This window comes from Planococcus glaciei, from assembly GCF_900099655.1.
Taxonomy (GTDB): Bacteria; Bacillota; Bacilli; order Bacillales_A; family Planococcaceae; genus Planococcus; species Planococcus glaciei.
Window position 1 is genome coordinate 25,589 of record NZ_FNDC01000001.1, and the last position, 21,604, is coordinate 47,192.

The window sequence follows — 21,604 nt, forward strand, 5'->3', positions numbered from 1 at the left end:
AGACAATGAGTAAAACCTTCGATCGCTTTGCAGGAATCGCTTTTTTACTGATTGGCCTTCTGTTTGTCATTGAGAGCCAGCGGATTTCCAAAAGCTCGTATGGTTCAGCAGTCGGTCCAGACATCTTCCCTATTGGCCTTGGCGCAGTTTTAATCCTGCTTAGCCTGCGTTTGCTGTATGAAACATTCCGTTATCAGGCGAAAACCGAGAGCGGCGAACCCGTCCTGTACAAAAAATTCCTGATCATTTTTGTCAGCGCACTTTTATACGCTGCACTGCTTGAGCCTCTTGGCTATGTTATTACAACGTTTGCGTTTCTTTTGATTGCCTTCCAGACGATGGAACGCGGCAAATGGATCAAATCCATTATAATCGCTGGCGTGTTTTCATTTGGCGTCTATTACTTTTTTGCCGAATTCCTCGGCGGTTCATTGCCAGGGTTTCCTGTATTTTAACTAGAGAGGTGGAGTATTATGAATACCTTACAATTTCTGATGGATGGATTCAGCATTGCATTTCAATGGCAGAATATCCTCTTTGCATTTGTTGGCGTCTTAATCGGAACAGCTGTCGGCGTCTTGCCTGGAATCGGTCCGATGAGCGGCGTGGCACTCCTCATTCCCGTCACCGCAACTTTGACGGCCGGGCTTCCGACAGAAGCTGCGGCAGCAAGTTCGATTATTCTATTGGCCGGCGTCTATTACGGTGCCATGTACGGCGGCTCGACCACTTCCATCCTGCTCAATACGCCCGGTGAATCTTCGTCTGTTGTGACGACGCTTGATGGCTATCAAATGGCGAAGCAAGGACGGGCCGGATCGGCTTTGTCCATCGCGGCAATCGGCTCGTTTGCGGCGGGAATCATTTCCCTTATCGGGCTTGTCCTGCTGGCGGAACCCCTATCGAATGTCGCTCTCCAATTCGGCCCTGCTGAATACTTCTCCCTTATGCTATTGGGACTGGCGGCAGTCAGCGGCCTTGCCGGAAAATCCATGACGAAAGCATTGATGATGACCGTGTTTGGCCTGATGCTTGGAACGATTGGAATTGACGCAGTATCCGGCATCGCCCGCTTTACTTACGACATTCCGGTCTTGTATTCCGGACTCGAGTTCCTTACGATTGCGGTCGGCCTCTTCGCTTTAGGAGAAGTGTTTAAAACGGTTTTGGAGCGTGACCATGAAGACGGCACGATGGCGAAAATCGGACGCATTCTTCCTACTCGCCAGGACTTGAAGGAAAGTGCTGCACCTATATTGCGCGGTTCATTTTTAGGCTTCTTTATTGGTGTTTTGCCAGGTGCAGGCGCTACACTTGCTTCGTTCTTCTCTTATATTGGCGAGAAAAAATTCAGCAAAAATCCGGAGCAGTTCGGCAAAGGTGCGATTGCCGGCGTTGCCGGTCCGGAATCCGCAAATAACGCAGCATCCGGCGGCGCGATGATTCCCCTTCTGACTCTCGGGATCCCAGGGTCGGGAACTACCGCAATTCTTATGGGTGCCTTGATCATGTACAATATCCAGCCAGGCCCACTGTTGTTCGATGACCATCCTGAAGTTGCTTGGGGTCTGATTGCCAGTATGTTTGTTGGAAATTTAATGCTTCTCATCTTGAATATGCCGCTTGTGAAGGTGTTTGCTAAAATTATCCAGACACCTAAAAAGTATTTATTGCCGATCATTATCGCCATTTCGTTTTTCGGCGTCTATGCGGTGCAATACACGACGTTTGACCTTTACTTGCTTCTTGCCTGCGGTGTGCTTGGCTACTTGTTGACCAAAAACGACTTTCCGGTTGCCCCGCTGGTTTTGGCACTGGTTCTTGGGCCAATGATTGAAAACAATATGCGCCGTGCGCTTACCATTTCAAATGGCGAATTTTCCATATTTGTCACCAATCCAATTTCTTTGGTTTTGCTTCTAATAGCAGCAGCATGGCTGCTCATTCCACTGCTTTTGAAATTGAAAGGGCGCTCTGTTGTTTTGAATGAAGAAGGCTAAGCCTCGTGATTCTTTCCATAAAAAAAACCGTCCTCGAGGACGGTTTTTTTATTATTTATTAAACTTCAGTCGTTTCTTTCAGTGCATCCAAGCGTTCCTGGACTTCAGCACCTGTCAAGCCGTGTTCAAATGCATAGCGGTTGCGCGGATGTTCGCGGCACTCATCTGAGCATGAACGCATGTATTTGTGTTCGTTTTCTTCAGAAGCAAGAATTTTCTTGTTGCATTCTGGATTTGCACAGTTTACGTAGCGCTCACAAGGTTCGCCGGTAAAATGGTCTTTCCCGACAATGACATGCTCCACCTGGTTAACCGGAACGGCAATGCGCTCATCAAAGACATACATCTGTCCGTCCCAAAGCTGACCTTTCACTTCCGGGTCTTTTCCGTAAGTTGCGATGCCCCCGTGCAATTGCGCCACATCTTCAAATCCTTCTCTTTTCAGCCAGCCGGAGAATTTTTCACAGCGGATTCCGCCGGTGCAGTAAGTCAGGATTTTCTTGCCTTCAAACATTTCTTTGTTTTCGCGGACCCATTCCGGAAGATCACGGAAGTTTTCAACATCCGGACGCACAGCGCCGCGGAAATGACCCAAGTCATATTCATAATCGTTGCGTGCATCAAGCACGATTGTATCCTGATCCTGCATGCGTTTATAGAATTCTGCAGGTTCCAGGTAAGTTCCAGTCAATTCATGCGGATTGATGTCTTCTTCCAATCCCAAGTGAACGATTTCTTTTTTCGCGCGTACATGCATTTTTTTGAATGCATGGCCATCAGCTGCATCAATTTTAAAGACGATATCCGCAAAACGCGGATCGCTTTTCAGCATTTCCATGTATTGTTCTGTTTGCTCAATTGTACCGGAGCATGTACCGTTGATTCCTTCTTGGGAAACCAGGATACGGCCTTTCAATCCAAGTTCTTTGCAAGCTGCCAAATGTTCAGCTGCGAAAGTTTCCGGTTCTTCAATCGGTGTGTATAAATAATAAAGTAAAACGTTGTGTGTATGATTTTGCATGAATCATACCCCCTATTCTTCAATTTGTTTCATAAGTCCTACTGACTTCAAAAACCTCAATCATTTTACAATAAAACACGGCAAACTTCAACTTTTGCGGAATTGAAAAAACAGCTGTATTGAACAGCTGCTTTATATCTTTCAGGGCTAAACAGGCGCCTTCACTTTTCTTTTGTCCAGTTGCGGCGCCCAGCCCCTCGAGGTCGCTTCGGTCTTTCGGTGATGGCAAAAAGCGCCATCTCCTCAAGTCCTCCAGCGCTTGTCGGGGCTAAGCAGGCGCCTTTACTTTTCTTTTTCCACGTTCAAGTCCCAGACAAAGCCGAATTTGTCTTTGACTTTTCCGTATTTGGCTCCCCAGAACGTGTCTTGCAGTTCCATGAGCACTTGTCCGCCATCGGACAGCTTGCTGAAAATCTCCACCGCTTCTTCACCGGTTTCGCATTCTACTACTAAAGCCAATCCGGAACGCGGCTGAACGGGCTGTTCTTCCACAGAATCAGCCATCATCAGCTTGAAATCGCCTTTTTGCAGCAGGCAGTGCAGAAGAAATTCTTTGGCATGGTCCGGAGACGGGAAATCTGAATCCCCGTATGTCTGGCTTGCCATTCGTTCGAGCCCGAAAACTTCTTCGTAAAAAGAAGCCGCTTTATCCGCTTGCCCGTAAAAGGTTAAATACGGCGTGATTGCACCTTTCATTTTCCCCAGCCCCTAACAGATTCGATTTTTTACCGAATGGCCTTCCAAGCATGAAGCAATCGCTTCGGCGTTCATTGCCATCATCGCCATACGGGTTTGGACCGTTGAACTGCCGATATGCGGCAGCACGGTCACATTCGGCAGCGACAATAAGGGGTGGTCCGTCGGAAGCGGTTCCTGTTCAAAGACATCCAGCCCGGCACCCCATAGTTTGTTTGCTTTCAACGCTTCGTATAACGCAGTTTCATCGACGATTCCACCGCGCGCCACGTTGATCAAAACAGCGGATTCCTTCATTAACGACAATTCATGCTCGCCGATCATCCCTTTTGTTTCGTCCGTCAGCGGCGTTAAGATGACCACATAATCCGCCTGTTGAAGCAGGTCTTCCAGTGTTGCATACTTCACGTCTTCCAAGCTTCTGCGCGTCCGGTTATGGTAAAGCACATTCATGCCGAACCCCTGAGCGCGCCTTGCTACGGCTTCGCCGATGCGTCCCATGCCGATGATGCCGAGGGTTGCGCCCCCGACATTCATGCCGGCCATTCCAAGCGGGCTCCAGGACTTCCATTCACCCGAACGAACCGTTCGATCCGCTTCCACAATACGGCGCGCGGTTGCCAAAAGCAGGGCAAACGTCAAATCTGCCGTGGTTTCCGTCAACACATCCGGCGTATTGGTGACAAATACTTTATGCTTATGTGCGGCGTCCAGATCGATGTTGTTATAGCCTACCGCCAGGTTCGTCACGATTTTCAAGTTCGGTGCAGCTTCGAACACTTCCGCATCAATCTGGTCCGATAACATCGTCCAAAGTGCTTGTGCCTCTTTGACTTGTTTCAGCAATTCCTCGCGCGGCGCGGAAGTCTCCGTATCTTCCCACATCCGTACTTCGAAGGACTCCTGCAGTCCTAATACCGCCTCATCAGGCAATTTCTGTGTAATGTAAACGATCGGTTTCATGCTGACCCTCCATTTCTATTGTCAAATAATTATAACAATAAAAAAAACTGCCGGCAAACAACCGGCAGTTTCCCCGAATATTCTCAGTCCATCTCGCGGGATCTGATTTTCTTTACGTAATACCAAACAGCTGCAAGCCCACCAAGCACAATCAACGCATAAACGACGTTTGAATAAACATCGAGCTGCGCCATAATTTCATCGCGGTTTTCTCCGACCGCTTCTCCCACGAACACAAGAACCGTATTCCATAAAAGGGTTCCCAGCGTCGTGAACGTCAGGAACAACCAAAACTTTGTATTGGCCATACCGGCCGGAATTGAAATCAGGCTGCGTACCAGCGGAATCAGCCTGCCGAAAAAGATTGTCCAAATGCCGTAGCGGTCAAACCAGGCATCGGCCCGGTGAATATCCGCTTTTTTCACCCGCAGGATGTGGCCGTATTTCTCCACGATTTTTTCCAGGCGCTCCACATCCAGCAACAATCCGATTCCGTAAAGAATCAGTGCACCGGACACGGATCCCGCTGTGGAAGCCAAGATGACGCCCAGAATCGTCATATCCGTCGTTGTCGTCATGAAGCCGCCGACCGTCAAAATCACTTCGGACGGAATTGGCGGAAATACGTTCTCCAGCATAATCAGCAAAAAGATTCCGAGATAACCATAGTCAGACATAATTGATGTAATCCATTGTTCCATTCCATTGCGCTCCTTAGCTTGTCGGCTCAAATTTCATCTTGATTGACCAAAGTTCCGAACGGCTTCCGATCCGGATAGCCGGACCCCAAAAGCCAAAACCGGAAGATACAAGAAGATGGGTTTTTCCTGCAAGACGATGTCCGTAATCCAGTTCAAATACTTTTTTTGTGATAAAGCGGTTCGGCCACATTTGCCCTTTATGGGTATGGCCCGATATATGTAAATCTGCCCCCAATTGTACAGGAGTCTTTAAATCCGAAGGTGTATGGTCCATGATGATCCACGGCAGCTTGTCTTTTGGCTGCAAGAGCTGCAGCGCATGCCGCTTTCCATTGGTCCGGTCTTCCCGTCCTGTTAAATAGAAACGATTTCCAACCAGAATAGTTTCATCCCGCAGGATATTTACGCCCGAACTTTCCATCAGCTTGACCAATAAAGGGATTTTTTTGCCGTAGTATTCATGGTTCCCTAAAACACCATAAACCCCGAGCTTCGCTTCCAGTTTTTCCATTTCCTCTTTCATCCCGTACCTTGCATACCAAACAGGGTCGTCATCTACTAAATCGCCGGCCAGCAATACGACATCCGGATTCAGTTTATTGGCATGGGTGACAAAACGCTTCAGGTGCCGCCTGCCGGACAGTATCCCCAAATGAAAATCTGACCCGATAACAAGATGAAGCGGCTCTGCCACTGGACGATCGACCGTAATTTCCAAGTTCCGTACAACCGGGCTGTAAGCGAGAAAAGTTCCGGCAATAAAAATCAGCAGGAAAATAACCGCCACTGCATTTCCAAGAATCAGCGCTTCTTGAGTCCCCTCCCAAAGCAAACTAACAATATTCGCTACCGGAAAGAGTAGGAGGGCATATTCCAGAAATGCAAACCAATACGCGCCGATGATGGTAAAAGCCAGAAAGCGGTGCCCTAAACGTCCGATAAAGAAACTGAACGCGATGAGGAGCCAAACAACCCCGAACAATGCCGGATAAATCCACTGCGCCCATGAGTCCATCCATATATACACGTTCCAGCCTAAATACGCCACAAGAGCCAGGTAAATTGCCAGCGATCCGATAATCGACGCAATGATTTTCATAGCAGCTGTCCCTCCTCTTTGTTCTATAGTAGGGATATTATAGCATTTTTCGTTCAGCACCACCTTACCTAGCTCCAACTACGCCTCAGGTCTTAGTAAAAGATGCAGTCAGGGACCGTGTTGGAAAGATTCTTTCCTTGATAAGATTAGGTTACAAATTGAGAGGAGGAGTTAAATTGAATAAGTTTTGGATGATTACACTCGGCATCGTTGCCGGCATCATCGTACTATCCAACCTCGGCGCTATGATGGGATTGGCAGTTTCCGGTTTGATTCTCTACATGGGTGTGCATTTCTACTTGAAAAGCATATCGACTGCAGCAAAAATCTGGTGGGGGTTTGTCGGAGCTGTCGGTGTATTATCAGCCATCTCCAACGTGCCGGCCTTGATCGGAGTTGCGGCAGCTGCCGGACTGTGGTGGATTTACCGCAACTGGAATGAACGCCCAATCGTTGCTGCTAAAACAAACGATCCGTTTATGAATTTCGAAAGACAATGGGACAAACTGACAAAATAAGGAGGAAAACAAATGGCATCTTTATGGGAACGTTTAAAATTTGCAGTCGCAACAGACGTTGACACACTTGTATCAAAGAAAGAACAGAAAAATCCGCTGGCGGTCTTGAACCGCTACATCGTGGAAGCCGAAAAGCAAACAGAAGAAACCGGCAAATGGGTGGAACGCCAAGCCAAGCTTAACAGCAAGTTTGAAAAGGAATTGGCGGAAGCTTCAGCTATGCTCGAAAAACGGCAGGCACAGCTCGAATTGGCCCGAAATTCCGGAGAAAGCGATTTGTCTGCTTTTGCAGAAATGGAAGTGGCCACTTATTCAAACCGCACAGCGGAGCTGGAACAGACTCTTACGGAGAACCTTGCTGAATTGACAGGCCTTGAACAGCGCTACGAAGAAATGAAGCACAAAGTGAAAGACATGAAAGTGCGCCAGCTCCAGCTCATGGGCAAGGAAAATGCCACACGCGCCCATCACCAGATGGACAAAGTCCTGAATCCGCAACTGGCAGCAGAACGCATCGGATCCTATGACGACATGGCGTCGTACATCAAAACGCTGGGTTCAAAAGTTGAAGAGGAACACGAACGCTCCGCTATGGAACGCCGGCTGGAAGCTTTGGAAAAAAACAGCCCCAAACACGAAGAAATTGGTTAAACTAGAGTGAGAAGAAGGATTCCTTCTTCTCGCTTTTCCGCTACAAAGAAGGAGGCAAAACTGCGATGCAACAGTTCACAACTAACAAACAAGCGTTTTTCCTATTGAGCGCTTTACTTCTCATATTCGTGGAAGCTGCATTTTTCGGAAATGGCAGCGTATTTTTGGTTCTTCTTGGTATCGGACTCATTTATTACGCAATGAACAAAAGTGCCAAAACGCGAAAAACCTATATGTGGACAGGCTTAATCCTGATTGGCATCTCGGTGCTGTCGATGTGGAGCCTGCGCTTAATGATTTTTGTCATAGCGGTCTATCTGCTGGTGCGCTTGTGGAAAGGCGAGGAATGGGAGCAGCGCGTGCCGATTCAAGGCACCGTCGATAAAGGCCTCATTCAGAACAAAATCTTGTCTGCCCAAAGCACCCCTATTGAATCCTATGAATGGAAAGACATCCACGTCCAAGGGTTTGTCGGCGATTTGCTGGTGGATGTAACGCAAACCGTACTCCCGAAAAAAACTTCCTTGATCTCTATCCGCCAAGGGTTTGGCAAAGTCAAAATCGTGGTGCCTTACGAAATTCCCGTGCGCATTTATTACACGACGCTTTTAGGGGATGCCCAATTTTTCACCGGCGAAAAGGAGCGCATCTGGAACGGCACCATCCATGCAGAAGATGGATACATTCAAAACGAATACAGCAAAACTGAATTGGTCATCTCAATTACCACTTGGATGGGCGATGTCGAGGTGATTCGCAGATGAGACAGATCCTTCCGCGCAGCCTGTTTTTCGTCGGTTTATTCGCTCTCATCATATTCGGTATTTTGATTGTCTTATTGGGACTACCTACTGAACGCACATGGTCGGTGCTATGGGAAGATTTTGTCGCCGGCCTTCCTTTTGGCATCTGGATCATTGTCTTGATGCTTGCGTTGTCATCCGGAATCGCCTGGTGGTCGGAATCTTTGTCGCGTTCAAAAGTGCAGGAGCTCGATGACATTTTCCAAGCGCTTCTCCGCAACGAAGACCAGACGGTCATTCAAGCTGCCCAAATGAAAACCTTGCCGAATCAGTTGTCTCTATCGATTCTGAAATTGCAGAAACTGCTGGAATCCCAGCGCAAAAGCTTAGCGCGCATTTCCAACGAACGGGCAGAGACCCAGGACCAGATCATCCAGGAACGGCTAATCATGGAGCGCCAGCGTCTCGCACGCGAACTCCACGATTCGGTTTCCCAGCAATTGTTTGCCGCTTCAATGCTGCTGTCTTCGATGACCGAACAGGAAGGGGCCTCTCCCGGCCTGCTGCAGACCGAGAAAATGGTACAGCAGGCCCAGCTTGAAATGCGTGCCTTGCTGCTGCATCTGCGCCCGGCTGCACTTCATGACAAGAGCTTACGCCAAGGCTTGTTTGAACTCGTATCCGAACTGAAAGAAAAAGTGTATTTCACCATTGAGCACAAACTCGAAGAAGTTCCGCTGCCAAAAGGCGCGGAAGACCATTTGTTCCGCATTGCCCAGGAAACCCTGTCCAATACGCTGCGCCACTCGAAAGCGACCGAAGTCCACATTCTATTCATTGAACGCGACAACTTTGCCATTTTACGCATCCAGGACAACGGAGTCGGTTTTGAGAGCGAACAGTCGAAGTCGACTTCCTACGGGTTGAAGCATATAGAAGAACGGGCCATTGAAATCGGCGCCACCAGCAAAATTGTTTCCGTGCCTTCCGAAGGCACCATTGTGGAAGTAAAAGTCCCTATCGAAAGGAAGGTTTCCCATGATTCGAATCTTATTGGTTGATGACCACGAAATGGTGCGCATCGGCGTCTCGGCTTATCTGCAGTCGCAAAGCGACATGGAAGTGGTCGGTGAAGCAGTGAACGGCGAAGAAGCGGTCCACATGGCGCTCGATCTCCGCCCCGATGTTATTTTGATGGACATGGTCATGCCGGTCATGAACGGAGCAGAAGCTACCGAAGCCATCATCCGCCAATGGCCGGAAGCGAAAATCATGATTGTCACCAGCTTTTTGGATGACGACAAAGTCTACCCGGCTCTGAAGGCAGGCGCCGTCAGCTACATACTGAAAACGTCGAAAGCGTCCCGCATTGCCGATTCCATCCGGGAAACGATGAATGGCACACCGGTGCTCGAACCTGAAGTGATGAGCAAAATGATGAAGCAAATGCGCCATGACCGCGTGCTTCATGAAGATTTGACCGATCGTGAAATGGAAATCCTGCTGCTGTTGGCGAATGGCTACACCAATCAGGAAATAGCGGATGAACTCTTTATCGCCTTGAAAACCGTCAAAACCCATGTCAGCAATCTGCTTTCAAAACTGGAAGTCCATGACCGCACCCAAGCCGTCATTTACGCCTTTCAGCACAAACTGGTCTCTCCTCCGCAATGAGGAGAGATTTTTAGATTCAGAGCAGATTCAAATAGCACAAAAAAGCGATGCCATATAATGGGCATCACTTTTTTCATTTACATGCTGCTGACGGCAACCGTTACTTTAAACAAGTCCCCGTCCACTTCAATTTTCATGGCGCCTCCGTGAAGTTCGACGATCGATTGCGCAATGGCAAGCCCAAGGCCGGAGCCATCCGTTTGCCGCGACTCGTCTCCCCGTTTGAAACGCTCAAACAATTCATCCGTGTTTTCGCCAAGTTCATAGCGCGTGATGTTTTTTATCGTAAACTCTGCTTGCCCTTCCGTTTCCTCAAGCGATAAATAAACCCGTGTACCAGGCAGTGCATATTTAATGGCATTTAAAATCAAATTATCGAGCACCCGCCACCATTTTTGGCCATCCACTTGTGCATAGACCGGTTTATTGGGTTGGGCAATACGGAAATCCAGTCCGGAAAGCTCAATGTCTTCTGCATGTTCAGCAAGCGCCTGCTGGAGCAATTGATTTAGGTCAATACGGGTGCAGTGCAGTTCCATATTGCCGCTTGCCATTTTGGAAACCTCAAACAAGTCTTCAATCAATGTTTTCAGACGCTGCGATTTGCGGTCCAGGATTTCTGCATAAGATATGCGTTCTTCATCCGACAAATGTGGCGTTTTCATCAAATCGGTATAGGTGATGATCGAAGTCAGAGGCGTTCGCAGATCATGGCTGACATTGGTGATCAATTCCGTTTTCATCCGCTCGCTTTTTGCCTGCTCCGACATCGACAAGCGGACGCCTTCTTTCAACTGGTTCAGCTGTTTGGCATGCTGGGCCAAAGGCGATTTGCCGCGTACCGGAAGCTCTTGGTTCAATTGGCCGTTGGCGATTGCTTCTGTTTGCATCATCAACACGTTCAAATAACCGAAGCGCTTCATCATTATGAGAAGGACCGGGATGCCGATGAATAAAGTTGCCGGTATCCACACCAGGAATAAAGGCGGGTAAACAAGGGCCATCACCGTTCCTGCTCCCCAGGAAAAGACGACAGCAAGCAACATTAAACTCTGAACTCCAATCGATTTATCCAGGAAGGCTTCTTTCGCATTCCGTATATTGCGGAGGACAAGGCTTTGTTGGAACTCATATTTCAGCAATTCCACTTTTCTGTAATAAGCAAACAACCAGATAATCTGCAAAAGAGACACTCCGATTAATACAAGTGCGACAATCAGTTTCCAGCCGAAGTCCAATCCAAAACCAACAGGATCAGAAAATCCGATAGTCATCAAAGACCGGAAAAGCTTCGTCACTGCATACAGTCCGAAAAACGATGACAAAAACACCAGCAAAAAACGGACATCCATTGTTAAGCCAATCCATTTTCCGTAAAGGTGCATCCGGGTGAACCAGTTCAGATCAAACCGCAGATGGGTCCATAAGAGGACTCCTCCTGCAATTGCTAAAGCAATAAATCCATAAAGTATGCTCTTAACAGCGGTGAAATGCATAAAACTTTTCCCATGGCTCGATGCTGCCAACAAAGACCGGTCAATTTGAATGGTTCCAACAAAGTTGGCGTCTGATTTAATTTCAGTGCCAAAATCCGTTGTGTAAAGGGCGGATTCTGCACTTAAAGGGTTGCTGCCTGAATAGGTCTTTTCAAAATATGGTTTTCCAGAAAAATCTCCTTTCGTAAACGTTTCTCCGGTTTCTGAATTTGTCAGTTCGTATACATAGTGCTGCGAGTCTTCAAGGAAAGCGGTCCGTTCGCTTCTTTGTTCGCGGATTAGCCGCTCAATCTCAGCCTTGCGCTCTTCCTCTATTTTTTTTATGACTGTTTCGTCTTCTGAAAAATTATTGCGGATTTCTTTGATTTTCTTGTCCCGCTCCTGGATCAATGCTTCTTCCAGGCTTTTATTGCCTGTTGAAGCCGCGTCTTCAATATCGGTTGCGTACTGATTTTGGATGCTGAGAATTTGTTCCGCGAGCGATCCATAGCGATTGCGGTACTCCTCGATTTCTTCAGCAGCAACCGGTACCGCCTCCTCGGGCGATAGCGGATCCAGTTCCAGAGCAATCAGACGGTCTGTAAAAGAGGTGAAATCATTCTCGAAATCCAGGGTGTCTGTGTAGGATTTTCCCAAGTATTTCTGCCCAAGTTCCATAACACTGAAAATGCCGATCAAAACAAGAGATGCAGTTAATAACCAAAGCCATTTTTTCATCGATCAAACCTCTCCTTTAGATAAACTGCGGAGAGAAGCCAGCAATCCTTCAAATGGCGATACGAAGAAAAATTCTACGATAAACGAAAAACAGTAAAGCAAGCTGAACAAGGCACAAATAACCGCTACAATCGACCATGCATCATTTTTCCATTTTGTAGCCAATGCCCCACACCACCTTTACGTATCTTGGATTTTTCGGATCCGCCTCAATTTTTTCACGGATTTTGCGGATATGCACGGCCACGATATTCTCTGCGTTGTAAGCCGGTTCGTTCCAGACCCGTTCGTAAATCTCATGGATTGAAAATACGCGTCCGGCATTAGCCATAAGCAGTTCCGTTATTTTAAATTCAATCGGCGTCAGCTTGATCGTTTCGCCATGAAGCGTTACATCTTTCGCATCCGTATCCAGTACAAGTCCGTCTATTTCAATGCGCTGGGCCTTATCCTCGTAATTCCCGAGCGTTACGTAACGTCTGAGTTGTGATTTTACGCGGGCTACCAGTTCCATCGGATGGAACGGTTTGGTGACATAATCATCCGCCCCTACTGACAAACCGTGGATTTTATCGGAATCCTCCGCTTTTGCACTTAGCATAATAATCGGGATATTGCGCTGTTCCCTGATTTTGAAAGTTGCTGAAATCCCGTCCATTTTCGGCATCATGATATCGAGAATCATGACATGCACTTCATTTTCTTCAAGCAATTGGATCGCTTCCAAGCCGTTTGCCGCTTTCAATACATGGTAGCCTTCATTTTTCAAATATATTTCAATGCCGTCCCGGATATCTTGATCGTCGTCCGTGACCAGTACTGTATGCACCATCTTCTGCACCTCTTTCCTCTATGAAATTTATTGTAAAAGAAAATTCTTAAGTACAGCTTAGGAAAAATCTGAAGAAATTCTTAAGAAACCTTTAGCTATTCGATAGAAAGAGCTTTGCGTTTCGAATCAGCTTTTTTTCTGCCGAACGTCAAAACCAAAATCCCGCCAAGCAGCAGCAGCACACCGACCCAGGCAATTCCCGTCAGCACTTCCCCGACAATAAAAACCCCGAGAAGCGCGGCTGTCATCGGTTCAGCAAGAGACAAGGTCACCGCAGAAGAAGATGGAATAAGCTTCAAGCCACTGGAGAATAGAATATAGGAAAGGCTGGTCGCTCCTAATCCCAGATATAAAATGACACCTAAATTTTCCGTTGCTGCTATGTATGACAAATCAAAAAAGAATAAAAAAGGCATTAAATACAGTGCACTTAACGAGAAAATGACTGCAACTGCCGGAACAGCGTCCATACGTTCCAATACATTCTTGCTGACACCGGCGTAAGTTGCGAATGACAATCCGGCACCCAGTGCGAGCAAAATGCCTGCCGGGTCAACAGCAGGTGCATCTTTATCAGCAAACAGCAGCAAACAGCCGATAATCGCCAAGCCGGTCGCCATGCTCCAAATACGGTCGGGCCTTCTTTTTAGCAGCGCCCATTCCAAAATTCCTGAAAAAACCGGTGCGCTGCCGATGGCAACAACCGTTCCGATTGCAATCCCGGTCAACTGGACTGATGAAAAAAATAAGGGCTGAAACAGCGCCATTGTGGCCGCTGATAACAAGACAGCTTTCCACGGGATTGAGCGAAGCTGCAGTTTTTTCGTCCATAATACAAACGCCAAAAGCGTAAAGCCTCCTATGCTCAAACGCAGCGCCCCGATTGTCAGGGGATGGGCCGTTCCATCGATGAAACTTTGCGCGGTTCCCGTCGTGCCCCACAGCATTGCCGCAAGGAGTACCCAGATATATGGCCAGTAGTTCACACTCCACACCTCTTTTTTCCGTATTATGGTAGTAACTTTATCCTGCTTTAACGGACAGTAACACTCCTGCTTTTCCGAGCGGGAGATCCACTGACCGTAAAAGTCCGATTGGTTCAACTAACAATCAATGGGGATGAAGAACATCCCCCTTAATTGAGTTTCACTTTATCATGAAATGAATGCTTTGAGATAGCTGTCTTTATCAATTATAATGGAAGAAAAGAGAGGAGATGATCATATGTATATGACAATCCCGGAAACTGCCGCTTTTCTGTCGATGCCTGAAGAACAAATTTTAAGTTATGTGCTTGAAGGCCGCATTCGCGCAGTCCATGACGGAGAGCAGTACTTGGTCAACACCTCACAGTTCGAAACACATTTTCAGCAGCTGGAACTAGCCAAACAAGCCCTTGAAGAATGGCGTGCCACTCCGATTCCGGACGATGTGGATATTCAAGATGAAGATTAAAATTAAACAAAAGCATCTTAGCCTGGAAATAGGCTAAGATGCTTTTGTCGTTCATTGAGGGTAACGGATGTGCTGGCGTTGGTTTTCGATGATTTTCTGGTTGTCTGCAACCATTTTATCGAAATTCAGCTTTTTCATTTTTTCAAAATCAGCATCCGGAACCACGTTCAGATTGCTTAAGTTTTTCTGCATCTTTTCGGTGTTTCCAGTAATGCCTTGCACAAATTTCTGCGGCTCCTGCCCAAGCCCATTCCAACTGTCTGTCGTTTTTAAGAACGAAGCAAACGCTTGGATTTCTGCGTTTTTTTCCAACAGAATCTTCAAATTCAAGTATTGGTACAACGTCAGCAAATTAGCAGTTTCAAGTGTTTTTTGGACATCTTCTTCTGTTAGTTCTTTGCGGATCAATACGTCGTTCTCGTAATAATTTTTATAATCTTTTATGAGCGAAGAAAGGTTCTGCTGGATTTTCCAAAGTTCAGCAAATGCATCCCTTCCTTCGTGGACAGCCGGATCGGCTGCCGAAACTGGAATGCTTAGCGGTTTCGTAAAATAAGCGGCGTTTATTTTCAAGTAATCGGTGCCGATATCGAAAATATTAATGCTAAGGTCGCCGAAAAGAGCTAAATGGCGCTGGGCTTCCAATGCTTCTTCACGATTTTCTTCTCCTGGCGTCACATAGGCTGTGGCAACGGATTGATTGTTTTTGGTGAATCCCGCCATATAATAAGGCTTGCCGTTCACCATCCAATACACCGGATTTACAAATACACCTTCTATCCATTTTTTTTGCTTTTTCACTTTTTTCAGGAGCAGTTGAGTAGTCTGGTCAGTCATCGATGAATCTCTCCTTTAAACGGTCTTCTTCAATCATAGCATTAGCCGAACAGGCCAGTAAAAGAATTCCATCCTTTAGCGATCGCACTGCCTGCTTTTGAAGCCGTGCTCTTAATGCCGTCCCAGTTTTTCGCTACATAGCCGGTAAGTTTGGACGCTCCCCACAACGCAGCCCCAGCCACGACAATCCCGGCACCAATGGCTTGTCCACCCGGAATAGCAGCCGTTACAACGCCCGCGCTCATCAAAGTAGAACCGAGGCTTGCAGTTGCATCAGAAACTGCAACTGTTTTATCCGCGCCGCTGGCATTTGAATCATTGAATGTATCGATAACTCCGCCTTCGCCAAAAGTTTTCCTGTACGTTTCAATTCCGCCGAGCACTGTGCCCCCGGCTGCTGCCACCACATTCAACTTCCCTAATGCACCCATTGCAGTCGATCCGGCAGTTGCCGCACCGCTCATCGCTCCACCAACTGCAGAAGCTTGGGATGCGTTTCGCGCATTTTGTATGGTATTAATCGATTGAGCAGCTGTAAAGCTATTAGCAGCAGCATCATTGGCATCCGAAATGCCTTCCAGTATGGGGCTGTCGATTCCCAGTTTCAAGCCGTTTAAAAGGAGACCGGATAGGAAGAAGGCTGAACCTCTGCCCATCTCTCCGCTGCTTGAAGTCAACGAATTCCCCGCTAAATCCACTTGCCCCAAAATGACATCTTTTGCTATATAGTTAAACACTTCAAATCCATCCGGACCTTCAGCATTTGGTGCATTTCCTGAAGTGACGTCACTGCTCGTGCCATCGCCCGAAGTTCCGTCTCCGCCCGTGCCGTCGCCCGAGGTTCCGTCTCCGCCCGTGCCGTCTCCCGAAGTTCCGTCCCCGCTTGTGCCGTCGCCTGAGGTTCCGTCTCCGCTCGTGCCATCGCCCGAGGTTCCGTCTCCGCCCGTGCCGTCTCCCGAAGTTCCGTCCCCGCTTGTGCCGTCGCCTGAGGTTCCGTCTCCGCTCGTGCCGTCGCCTGAGGTTCCGTCTCCGCTCGTGCCATCTCCGCTTGTGCCGTCACCTGACGTGCCATCTCCGCTTGTGCCGTCACCCGAAGTGCCATCTCCGCTTGTGCCATCGCCCGAAGTGCCATCTCCGCTTGTGCCATCGCCTGAGGTTCCGTCTCCACTCGTGCCATCGCCTTGCCAGCTTTCACCTTCCCACGTATCGCCGGTCCAGCTTTTGCCTTCCCAAGGCGTTCCTTCCCATGTATCACCGGTCCACGTATCGCCAGTCCAGGTATTTCCTGACCATGGCTGAACGGCAGAAGCGACTGAAAAGAAGAAAGATTGTCCAACAATCAGTAAAACAACTGTTGAAATGATAATTCGCTTCATCAATAGTTCCATGCTTTCCCTCCTCCAAATGCTTTACTTAGAAACCAAAAAGCTGTCGTTTTCGATTGTCAACAAACTTAACTCTTCTTTCCATTTCGCTGTAAATGATGCCAGTATCAAGTAAAACAGAGGCAGAAAAATCGTATTTAAAAAGACATGGCAAACCACGATTGCCAAAAAGGACGTCGTAATCCCCATAACCATTAATTGAAGCACATACGCTCCAATCATTTCAGCAAATCCAAAAACGGCAATCAATAACACGATTTTCCAATGCTGCGCTTTGAAAATCCGTGTACTTTCTTTTAGTGATGACCACACTGATTGATTTTCCATCACGGCAATAATCGGTGCCATCGAGAATATTGCCAGCAAAACGATGCCTGGCAGTATAAACAAACCGAAGCCAATGGTGATCAGGGCACCTGCTGCTGCCGCAAACAGGAAAAAGTGGAATCCTTTTAATGCAAATTGAAAAAATGTCAGCCTCAACGGCTTCTCTTTGCCAATCGCTTCAAAATGCCAAAAATAAGCGAAAGGCACCAATGCAAACAAAAAGAGCACAAAGACCATATAGGCGTTATACACATCCGCTATTGAAAACAAAGCACCGAATGTCGGAGTGGCCGCCAGTATATAATTCGAAGCAAAAAACTGAAGCAGGATAATGGGCAATTGAATAAAGAGCACAAGAAGCAGAATCAGTTCGTATTTCTGCCCAAAAAATGTTAAAGCCGACCGTATGGGTCTTTCCATAAAAATGACCTCCATCCTTTTATTGTTTTTGCAGCTGAAGCAAATGATTTTTCCTCATATACGGCAACGCCATTCCCACCACGATAGCTGTGAATGGAAAACCACCTTCTCCAAGCAGCCATTCTGCGAATGTAACGGGGACAAAAACGGCATAAAAGAAAATCATCAGTACCAAATAAATTTTTCGCCATTTCTTTTCTTTCGCCATTGCTAACCTCTATTCCAGGGAGTAGGTTCTCCCTTCCCATTCGGGCAGTTTTTTTACAAACTTCAGTTCAGGCCCTTTGGAAGATTTAAAGAGATTTTCTTTAATTCCCGCAAAAAAACCGTTATAGCCAATCGCTTCTACCTCATGAGCAGATTCCACAACAATTTGCCCGTCCTCAAAAACGGTCATGACTGCACCCTCGACTTCACCGCCATTGGCAATGATTGCACTGCGCGCACTTTCTTTCATCGACTTGATCCAGTCGTACTCCATCTCTAAACTAAGTTTGGTTTTCAGCAAGTTATTGCCAAGCCCCTTATCCAGTTCTTTCGATAAAATACGGTCAATCGCTTCGTTTCGAATTTCATTGAGGCTGTAATCTGACATCTCACCGGAAAGCTTCTCGGTTTCCTCATCAATCAGTTCTTCAATGGTTTTTTCTTTTTCCTTCGGTTCTTCCGGTTCTTCCGGTTCTTCCGGTTCTCCAGGCTCCTCTGCTTCTTTGGCGGCCTCTTCTTCTTCTATAAATTCTTTCAGCTCTTTTTCATAAGACAAGATGAATCCAGGCAATTCTTCATACAGACTGGCTGTTGCCGCCAAGGCAGCCTGTTGGGAAGTTGACATTGCCTGCTCCTTCACGATAAGGGCTCCAGCGAGATTCAAAACCAGCATGAACAAAATAATCATGACGCTGATCAATCCCAATACCAGGAGGGCTACGTTTCCTCGTTCATTTTCTATATAAGCCGCAATCTTTTTCATTTGATCACCTTGCCCGATGTATCGGCGCTATACGAGAATGTCGGTTTGCCTCCTGAAAATAAGCTTGCCGGCAAAAAGACAAAGTCAATTCGGACATTGACTGCTGCTGTAAACTCATTAGTCCCTGAAATCGGCGCACCCGCAAAGCTGATGGTGCTGCCGCCAGCATCGACAATTTTTTTGGCTGCTGCCGTCGCTTCTCCTGCATCTGCCGTCACGGAATAAACTTTGGCAGCTTCACTTGCTGCAGATTCCGCAATCATTAAGCCATGAAATCCTGCTACAAATTGCCAGGCAATCATCATGGCCATGAATATCATCGGAACGACACCTATAAATTCAATCGTCGCAGATCCTTCTTCATTTAATATCTTTCTTTTCATGCCCTCACCTCTGCATTCTGACTCCCGCTTTTCCGGCTCATTCAGCAGGGGGAACTTTGAATAAGCCGGAAAAAGGGGAGTCCCCTTTTACTGTCCAGTTGTGTTTTTTTTGTATTTCTCGTCAATCTGGATGCGCATTTTGTCCAATCCTTGATCTTTTACTTGATTCAGATCATTGATGATGGCTTCCCGCGATTCTTTTGAAAGCTGCTCAATTTCTCCGGCTTTCACAGTTAAATCATCCACCTGATCAAAAGTAAGGTAGCCTTTTTCTCGCAAAAAACCGAAAACCCGGACCAGGCCCAAATACTGGCCGTCCGTGTCTGCATACCATTGATTTTCAAATTTAGAAATGGCCAGTGAACTGGCATTGCTGGCAGCAAGCACATCGGTCTCCGAATTCACTTTCCACGATTCCCAGCGGGCAAGCACTTCTTTTGACTGTTTGAATTCCTCAGCCAATTCGGCGCCATTGGAAACATTGGCAAAAATGCCATTGGCTGCTGCAGCCACTTCTTTCAGCTGCTGCTGGGTTTCGCCGTCCACATTAAAACCGATTACGTTGATGATTGGCGAAATGTTGCTATCCGCAAAGGTTTTGGCAACCGCTACCGGATCTCCGTCACAAGTCTCAATGCCGTCGCTGACCAAATAAACAAGGTTGGTATTGCTTTTAGCGTCCAGGCCTTTGAAACTTTCTTTTGCCGATTCCAGTGCCCCGGCAACCGGCGTCCACCCGGCAGGCTTAAATGCATCCATTGCTTTGTCAAAGCTTGCCTGGTCATAGGCACCGCGTTTGTACACTTCATCGATGGCTTTGCAGGATGCCGCTTTGTCTGCTTCTGAACCAGTGCCTTCATGGCCATAAATGCGCAGCGAGACCTTTGCTTCTTCGGGAATTTGCCCGACAAAGTCGCGGATTGCTTTTTTCGCTAATTCCATCCGGGTTTGGTCTCCTACATAATTAGCCATCGAGCCGCTGGCATCAAGAATGATTTCGACATTGTAATTTTCTTTAAAGGCAAATCGGGGATCCGCTTCCGGTGTTCCGGACAAGGCAAATTCCATCTGGTCCAAAACATCCTGTGGATCTTGAAAATCATAGGCAACAAGCGAATAAATATAATTGAAATAAAGTTCGAGCTCTTTCTCCGTGGCATCTTCCGGCAAAGCCGGCACATCCCCGAAAGCTTCGAAAAAGGCTTCTTTGATTTGCGGCGTATCGCCAAGTGAAATATCCATGCCGCCAATTTTTCCAGGTGGCTGATTAATCAAATCACGATCATTTTCTGGAACTTTCAGCATTTCCTGCGATGCCAGAACAGATTCAATATCTTTTTCTGCTTTCTCATCAGCAGCTTTTTGCTCCTTCGGCTCCTTTTGCTCTGCAGCTTCAGCCTCAGGTTTCTCCGGCTGGCTTTCAGATTGGCAAGCCGCCATGCTTAAGGCAATCAAAGGCAAAAGGAGGCATTTAGTTAATCTCATCGGATGCTCCTTTCTCAGCGAAAATCACGAAAAACAAGAGGGGTATTAAGCCCCTCCGCCGATTTTGTTGATGAATCCTTCAAATTTAGTCACCAGCGTGTCGCCAAATCCGCCGCCTGAGAATGCTTGGGAAACTACTCCAACTACGATAACGATGACAGCTGCAATACCAATCCATTCCAAAGTCTGAGATCCTCTTTCGTTTGCCACTTTCGTTTGTACTGACGTCACCATTTGCAAAGCAAGTTCGTTTAATTTCTTTTTCATGTCAATTCCTCCTAGTTTTTAGTCCAAAATGTTAAATACACTGTTTTCTCCGTACATCATATTCAAAATCATTAAGCCTGCGATCATCATGATGGAAACCGGTGCTACAACGAAAGTCGTGACCAGCGTCACTTTCGGCGATGCCTTGGCTGCCAGTTCTTTCACCCGTTCCTGGCGCAGCTGGCGCATATCTTCTGCCTGTATCTTGAACGTTGTCGCAATCGGAACACCCAGTTTAATGCCCTGCAGCAAAGATTTAATCAGCTGCTGGAATTCTTCGTTGTCGTTCCGTTCGAGTAAATTTCGATAAGCCGTTTCACGCTGCACTCCCAAGTCTATTTCTTGCATGAAGCGCATAAATTCTTCCTGGAGCGGACCGTCGAAAAAGCGAATCACCTCCCTTAATGCCTGGTCCATGCTGACCCCTGCCTGGATACTCGTGCTGATGGTATCGAGGAAATCAGGAAGATCCCGGCTCAGTTTTTCTTGCCTCATTTTGGCCTGGCGCTTGACGATGTAGATCGGCGTAAAGTAGCCAATCAGCGGCAAAAATACCAAGCCGTATTTAGAAAGCGGAAAGCCGATAATAAATGCCAGCATAGCCGCGAAAAAACCGACGATGAACAGGAAGATCTTCAATCCTTGAAAACGGGCCAATGTCAGATTGTACGGATTTCCGGATTTTTTCAGCCAATCGGCAACTTCAATATTTTCACTGAAGAAATTGATGCGCTGGCCCAGATCGGAAAATTCATCTGCATAACCGGTCATCCGCTGAAACAGATTCGTTTTCTGCTTGCGTTTCTTCTTTTTATTGTCGAATGCATCCACTTTCGTCAGTTCCGAAACATGCACCAGCACATTCCGTTTCTCTTTCACATAAACCGACCAGTTTCTGATTCCCAGCACCACCATGAACAAAAATGCGATTGTCGCAAAAATAATAAGAGCATCCAAAGCCTTC

At 47.1% G+C, this 21,604-nt stretch carries 26 protein-coding genes; 8 read left to right on the forward strand and 18 right to left on the reverse strand.

Annotated elements, in window-relative coordinates; genetic code table 11:
• Window positions 1-5: 5 nt before the first annotated feature.
• Together BLQ32_RS00105 and BLQ32_RS00110 are read left to right on the forward strand one after the other, a co-directional pair.
• Window positions 6-455: a tripartite tricarboxylate transporter TctB family protein gene (locus BLQ32_RS00105; RefSeq protein WP_074508636.1), complete on the forward strand. Its 450-nt coding sequence runs from the start codon at window positions 6-8 to the stop codon at window positions 453-455.
• A gap of 18 nt (window positions 456-473) precedes the next feature.
• Window positions 474-2,000 (forward strand): tripartite tricarboxylate transporter permease, encoded by a 1,527-nt coding sequence (locus BLQ32_RS00110; RefSeq protein ID WP_074508637.1) that lies wholly within the window; start codon window positions 474-476, stop codon window positions 1,998-2,000.
• Window positions 2,001-2,058: 58 nt separating this feature from the next.
• On the opposite strand, the gene trhO is transcribed toward BLQ32_RS00110, so the two are convergent.
• The 6 genes from trhO to BLQ32_RS00140 form a co-directional block, all read right to left on the reverse strand.
• Window positions 2,059-3,021, reverse strand: coding sequence for an oxygen-dependent tRNA uridine(34) hydroxylase TrhO (gene trhO, locus BLQ32_RS00115; RefSeq protein WP_074508638.1), 963 nt, complete (start codon window positions 3,019-3,021; stop codon window positions 2,059-2,061).
• Window positions 3,022-3,040: 19 nt separating this feature from the next.
• Window positions 3,041-3,250, reverse strand: coding sequence for a hypothetical protein (locus tag BLQ32_RS00120; RefSeq protein ID WP_074508639.1), 210 nt, complete (start codon window positions 3,248-3,250; stop codon window positions 3,041-3,043).
• Window positions 3,251-3,303: 53 nt separating this feature from the next.
• Window positions 3,304-3,717: a VOC family protein gene (locus BLQ32_RS00125; RefSeq protein ID WP_036805722.1), complete on the reverse strand. Its 414-nt coding sequence runs from the start codon at window positions 3,715-3,717 to the stop codon at window positions 3,304-3,306.
• Window positions 3,718-3,729: 12 nt separating this feature from the next.
• On the reverse strand, window positions 3,730-4,680 hold the full coding sequence (locus tag BLQ32_RS00130) for a 2-hydroxyacid dehydrogenase (RefSeq protein ID WP_074508640.1): 951 nt from the start codon (window positions 4,678-4,680) through the stop codon (window positions 3,730-3,732).
• A gap of 83 nt (window positions 4,681-4,763) precedes the next feature.
• A complete protein-coding gene (locus BLQ32_RS00135) occupies window positions 4,764-5,381 on the reverse strand; it encodes a DedA family protein (RefSeq protein ID WP_036805716.1) in 618 nt (205 codons plus the stop codon).
• A gap of 13 nt (window positions 5,382-5,394) precedes the next feature.
• The gene (locus BLQ32_RS00140; RefSeq protein ID WP_074508641.1) at window positions 5,395-6,480 is read right to left on the reverse strand and encodes a metallophosphoesterase; all 1,086 of its coding nucleotides are present in this window, start codon (window positions 6,478-6,480) and stop codon (window positions 5,395-5,397) included.
• Between the two features lie 176 nt (window positions 6,481-6,656).
• Between BLQ32_RS00140 and BLQ32_RS00145 the strand changes: the two genes are divergently transcribed.
• From BLQ32_RS00145 to BLQ32_RS00165, 5 genes are all read left to right on the forward strand, one after another.
• Window positions 6,657-6,998, forward strand: coding sequence for a lmo0954 family membrane protein (locus BLQ32_RS00145; RefSeq protein WP_036805711.1), 342 nt, complete (start codon window positions 6,657-6,659; stop codon window positions 6,996-6,998).
• A gap of 12 nt (window positions 6,999-7,010) precedes the next feature.
• Window positions 7,011-7,649 (forward strand): PspA/IM30 family protein, encoded by a 639-nt coding sequence (locus tag BLQ32_RS00150; RefSeq protein WP_074508642.1) that lies wholly within the window; start codon window positions 7,011-7,013, stop codon window positions 7,647-7,649.
• Window positions 7,650-7,714: 65 nt separating this feature from the next.
• A complete protein-coding gene (gene liaF, locus BLQ32_RS00155) occupies window positions 7,715-8,413 on the forward strand; it encodes a cell wall-active antibiotics response protein LiaF (protein ID WP_036805705.1) in 699 nt (232 codons plus the stop codon).
• Entirely contained in the window at window positions 8,410-9,453 is a 1,044-nt protein-coding gene (locus BLQ32_RS00160) for a sensor histidine kinase (RefSeq protein ID WP_036805702.1), read from the forward strand. The genes liaF and BLQ32_RS00160 overlap by 4 nt, the downstream gene beginning before the upstream one ends.
• Complete coding sequence (locus BLQ32_RS00165) at window positions 9,431-10,066, forward strand: response regulator transcription factor (protein ID WP_036805700.1); 636 nt, start codon at window positions 9,431-9,433, stop codon at window positions 10,064-10,066. Before BLQ32_RS00160 ends, BLQ32_RS00165 begins: the two co-directional genes overlap by 23 nt.
• A gap of 77 nt (window positions 10,067-10,143) precedes the next feature.
• Here BLQ32_RS00165 and BLQ32_RS00170 read toward each other — a convergent pair whose 3' ends face one another.
• The 3 genes from BLQ32_RS00170 to BLQ32_RS00180 all read right to left on the reverse strand — a co-directional run bounded on the left by BLQ32_RS00170 (window position 10,144) and on the right by BLQ32_RS00180 (window position 14,097).
• A complete protein-coding gene (locus BLQ32_RS00170; protein ID WP_074508643.1) occupies window positions 10,144-12,279 on the reverse strand; it encodes a sensor histidine kinase in 2,136 nt (711 codons plus the stop codon).
• A 142-nt stretch (window positions 12,280-12,421) separates the two neighbouring features.
• On the reverse strand, window positions 12,422-13,111 hold the full coding sequence (locus BLQ32_RS00175; RefSeq protein WP_036805694.1) for a response regulator transcription factor: 690 nt from the start codon (window positions 13,109-13,111) through the stop codon (window positions 12,422-12,424).
• A gap of 95 nt (window positions 13,112-13,206) precedes the next feature.
• Window positions 13,207-14,097, reverse strand: a complete 891-nt coding sequence (locus BLQ32_RS00180) for an EamA family transporter (RefSeq protein WP_036805690.1) — start codon at window positions 14,095-14,097, stop codon at window positions 13,207-13,209.
• 238 nt (window positions 14,098-14,335) lie between these two features.
• On the opposite strand from BLQ32_RS00180, the gene BLQ32_RS00185 reads away from it, so the two are divergent.
• A complete protein-coding gene (locus tag BLQ32_RS00185; protein WP_036805687.1) occupies window positions 14,336-14,566 on the forward strand; it encodes a helix-turn-helix domain-containing protein in 231 nt (76 codons plus the stop codon).
• Window positions 14,567-14,617: 51 nt separating this feature from the next.
• On the opposite strand, the gene BLQ32_RS00190 is transcribed toward BLQ32_RS00185, so the two are convergent.
• The 9 genes from BLQ32_RS00190 to BLQ32_RS00230 form a co-directional block, all read right to left on the reverse strand.
• Window positions 14,618-15,403: a hypothetical protein gene (locus BLQ32_RS00190; RefSeq protein WP_074508644.1), complete on the reverse strand. Its 786-nt coding sequence runs from the start codon at window positions 15,401-15,403 to the stop codon at window positions 14,618-14,620.
• Window positions 15,404-15,444: 41 nt separating this feature from the next.
• Complete coding sequence (locus tag BLQ32_RS19750) at window positions 15,445-16,791, reverse strand: hypothetical protein (protein ID WP_175557047.1); 1,347 nt, start codon at window positions 16,789-16,791, stop codon at window positions 15,445-15,447.
• A 21-nt stretch (window positions 16,792-16,812) separates the two neighbouring features.
• The gene (locus BLQ32_RS00200) at window positions 16,813-17,535 is read right to left on the reverse strand and encodes a hypothetical protein (protein ID WP_036805682.1); all 723 of its coding nucleotides are present in this window, start codon (window positions 17,533-17,535) and stop codon (window positions 16,813-16,815) included.
• 19 nt (window positions 17,536-17,554) lie between these two features.
• Window positions 17,555-17,743, reverse strand: a complete 189-nt coding sequence (locus tag BLQ32_RS00205; protein WP_036805679.1) for a hypothetical protein — start codon at window positions 17,741-17,743, stop codon at window positions 17,555-17,557.
• 9 nt (window positions 17,744-17,752) lie between these two features.
• Window positions 17,753-18,505: a Tad domain-containing protein gene (locus tag BLQ32_RS00210; RefSeq protein ID WP_074508645.1), complete on the reverse strand. Its 753-nt coding sequence runs from the start codon at window positions 18,503-18,505 to the stop codon at window positions 17,753-17,755.
• Entirely contained in the window at window positions 18,502-18,888 is a 387-nt protein-coding gene (locus BLQ32_RS00215) for a TadE/TadG family type IV pilus assembly protein (RefSeq protein ID WP_036805661.1), read from the reverse strand. The genes BLQ32_RS00210 and BLQ32_RS00215 overlap by 4 nt, the downstream gene beginning before the upstream one ends.
• An 87-nt stretch (window positions 18,889-18,975) precedes the next feature.
• Window positions 18,976-20,373 (reverse strand): vWA domain-containing protein, encoded by a 1,398-nt coding sequence (locus tag BLQ32_RS00220; protein ID WP_074508646.1) that lies wholly within the window; start codon window positions 20,371-20,373, stop codon window positions 18,976-18,978.
• Window positions 20,374-20,418: 45 nt separating this feature from the next.
• Window positions 20,419-20,640, reverse strand: a complete 222-nt coding sequence (locus BLQ32_RS00225; RefSeq protein WP_053165281.1) for a hypothetical protein — start codon at window positions 20,638-20,640, stop codon at window positions 20,419-20,421.
• 18 nt (window positions 20,641-20,658) lie between these two features.
• Window positions 20,659-21,597: a type II secretion system F family protein gene (locus BLQ32_RS00230; protein WP_036805659.1), complete on the reverse strand. Its 939-nt coding sequence runs from the start codon at window positions 21,595-21,597 to the stop codon at window positions 20,659-20,661.
• Between the last annotated feature and the right edge of the window lie 7 nt (window positions 21,598-21,604).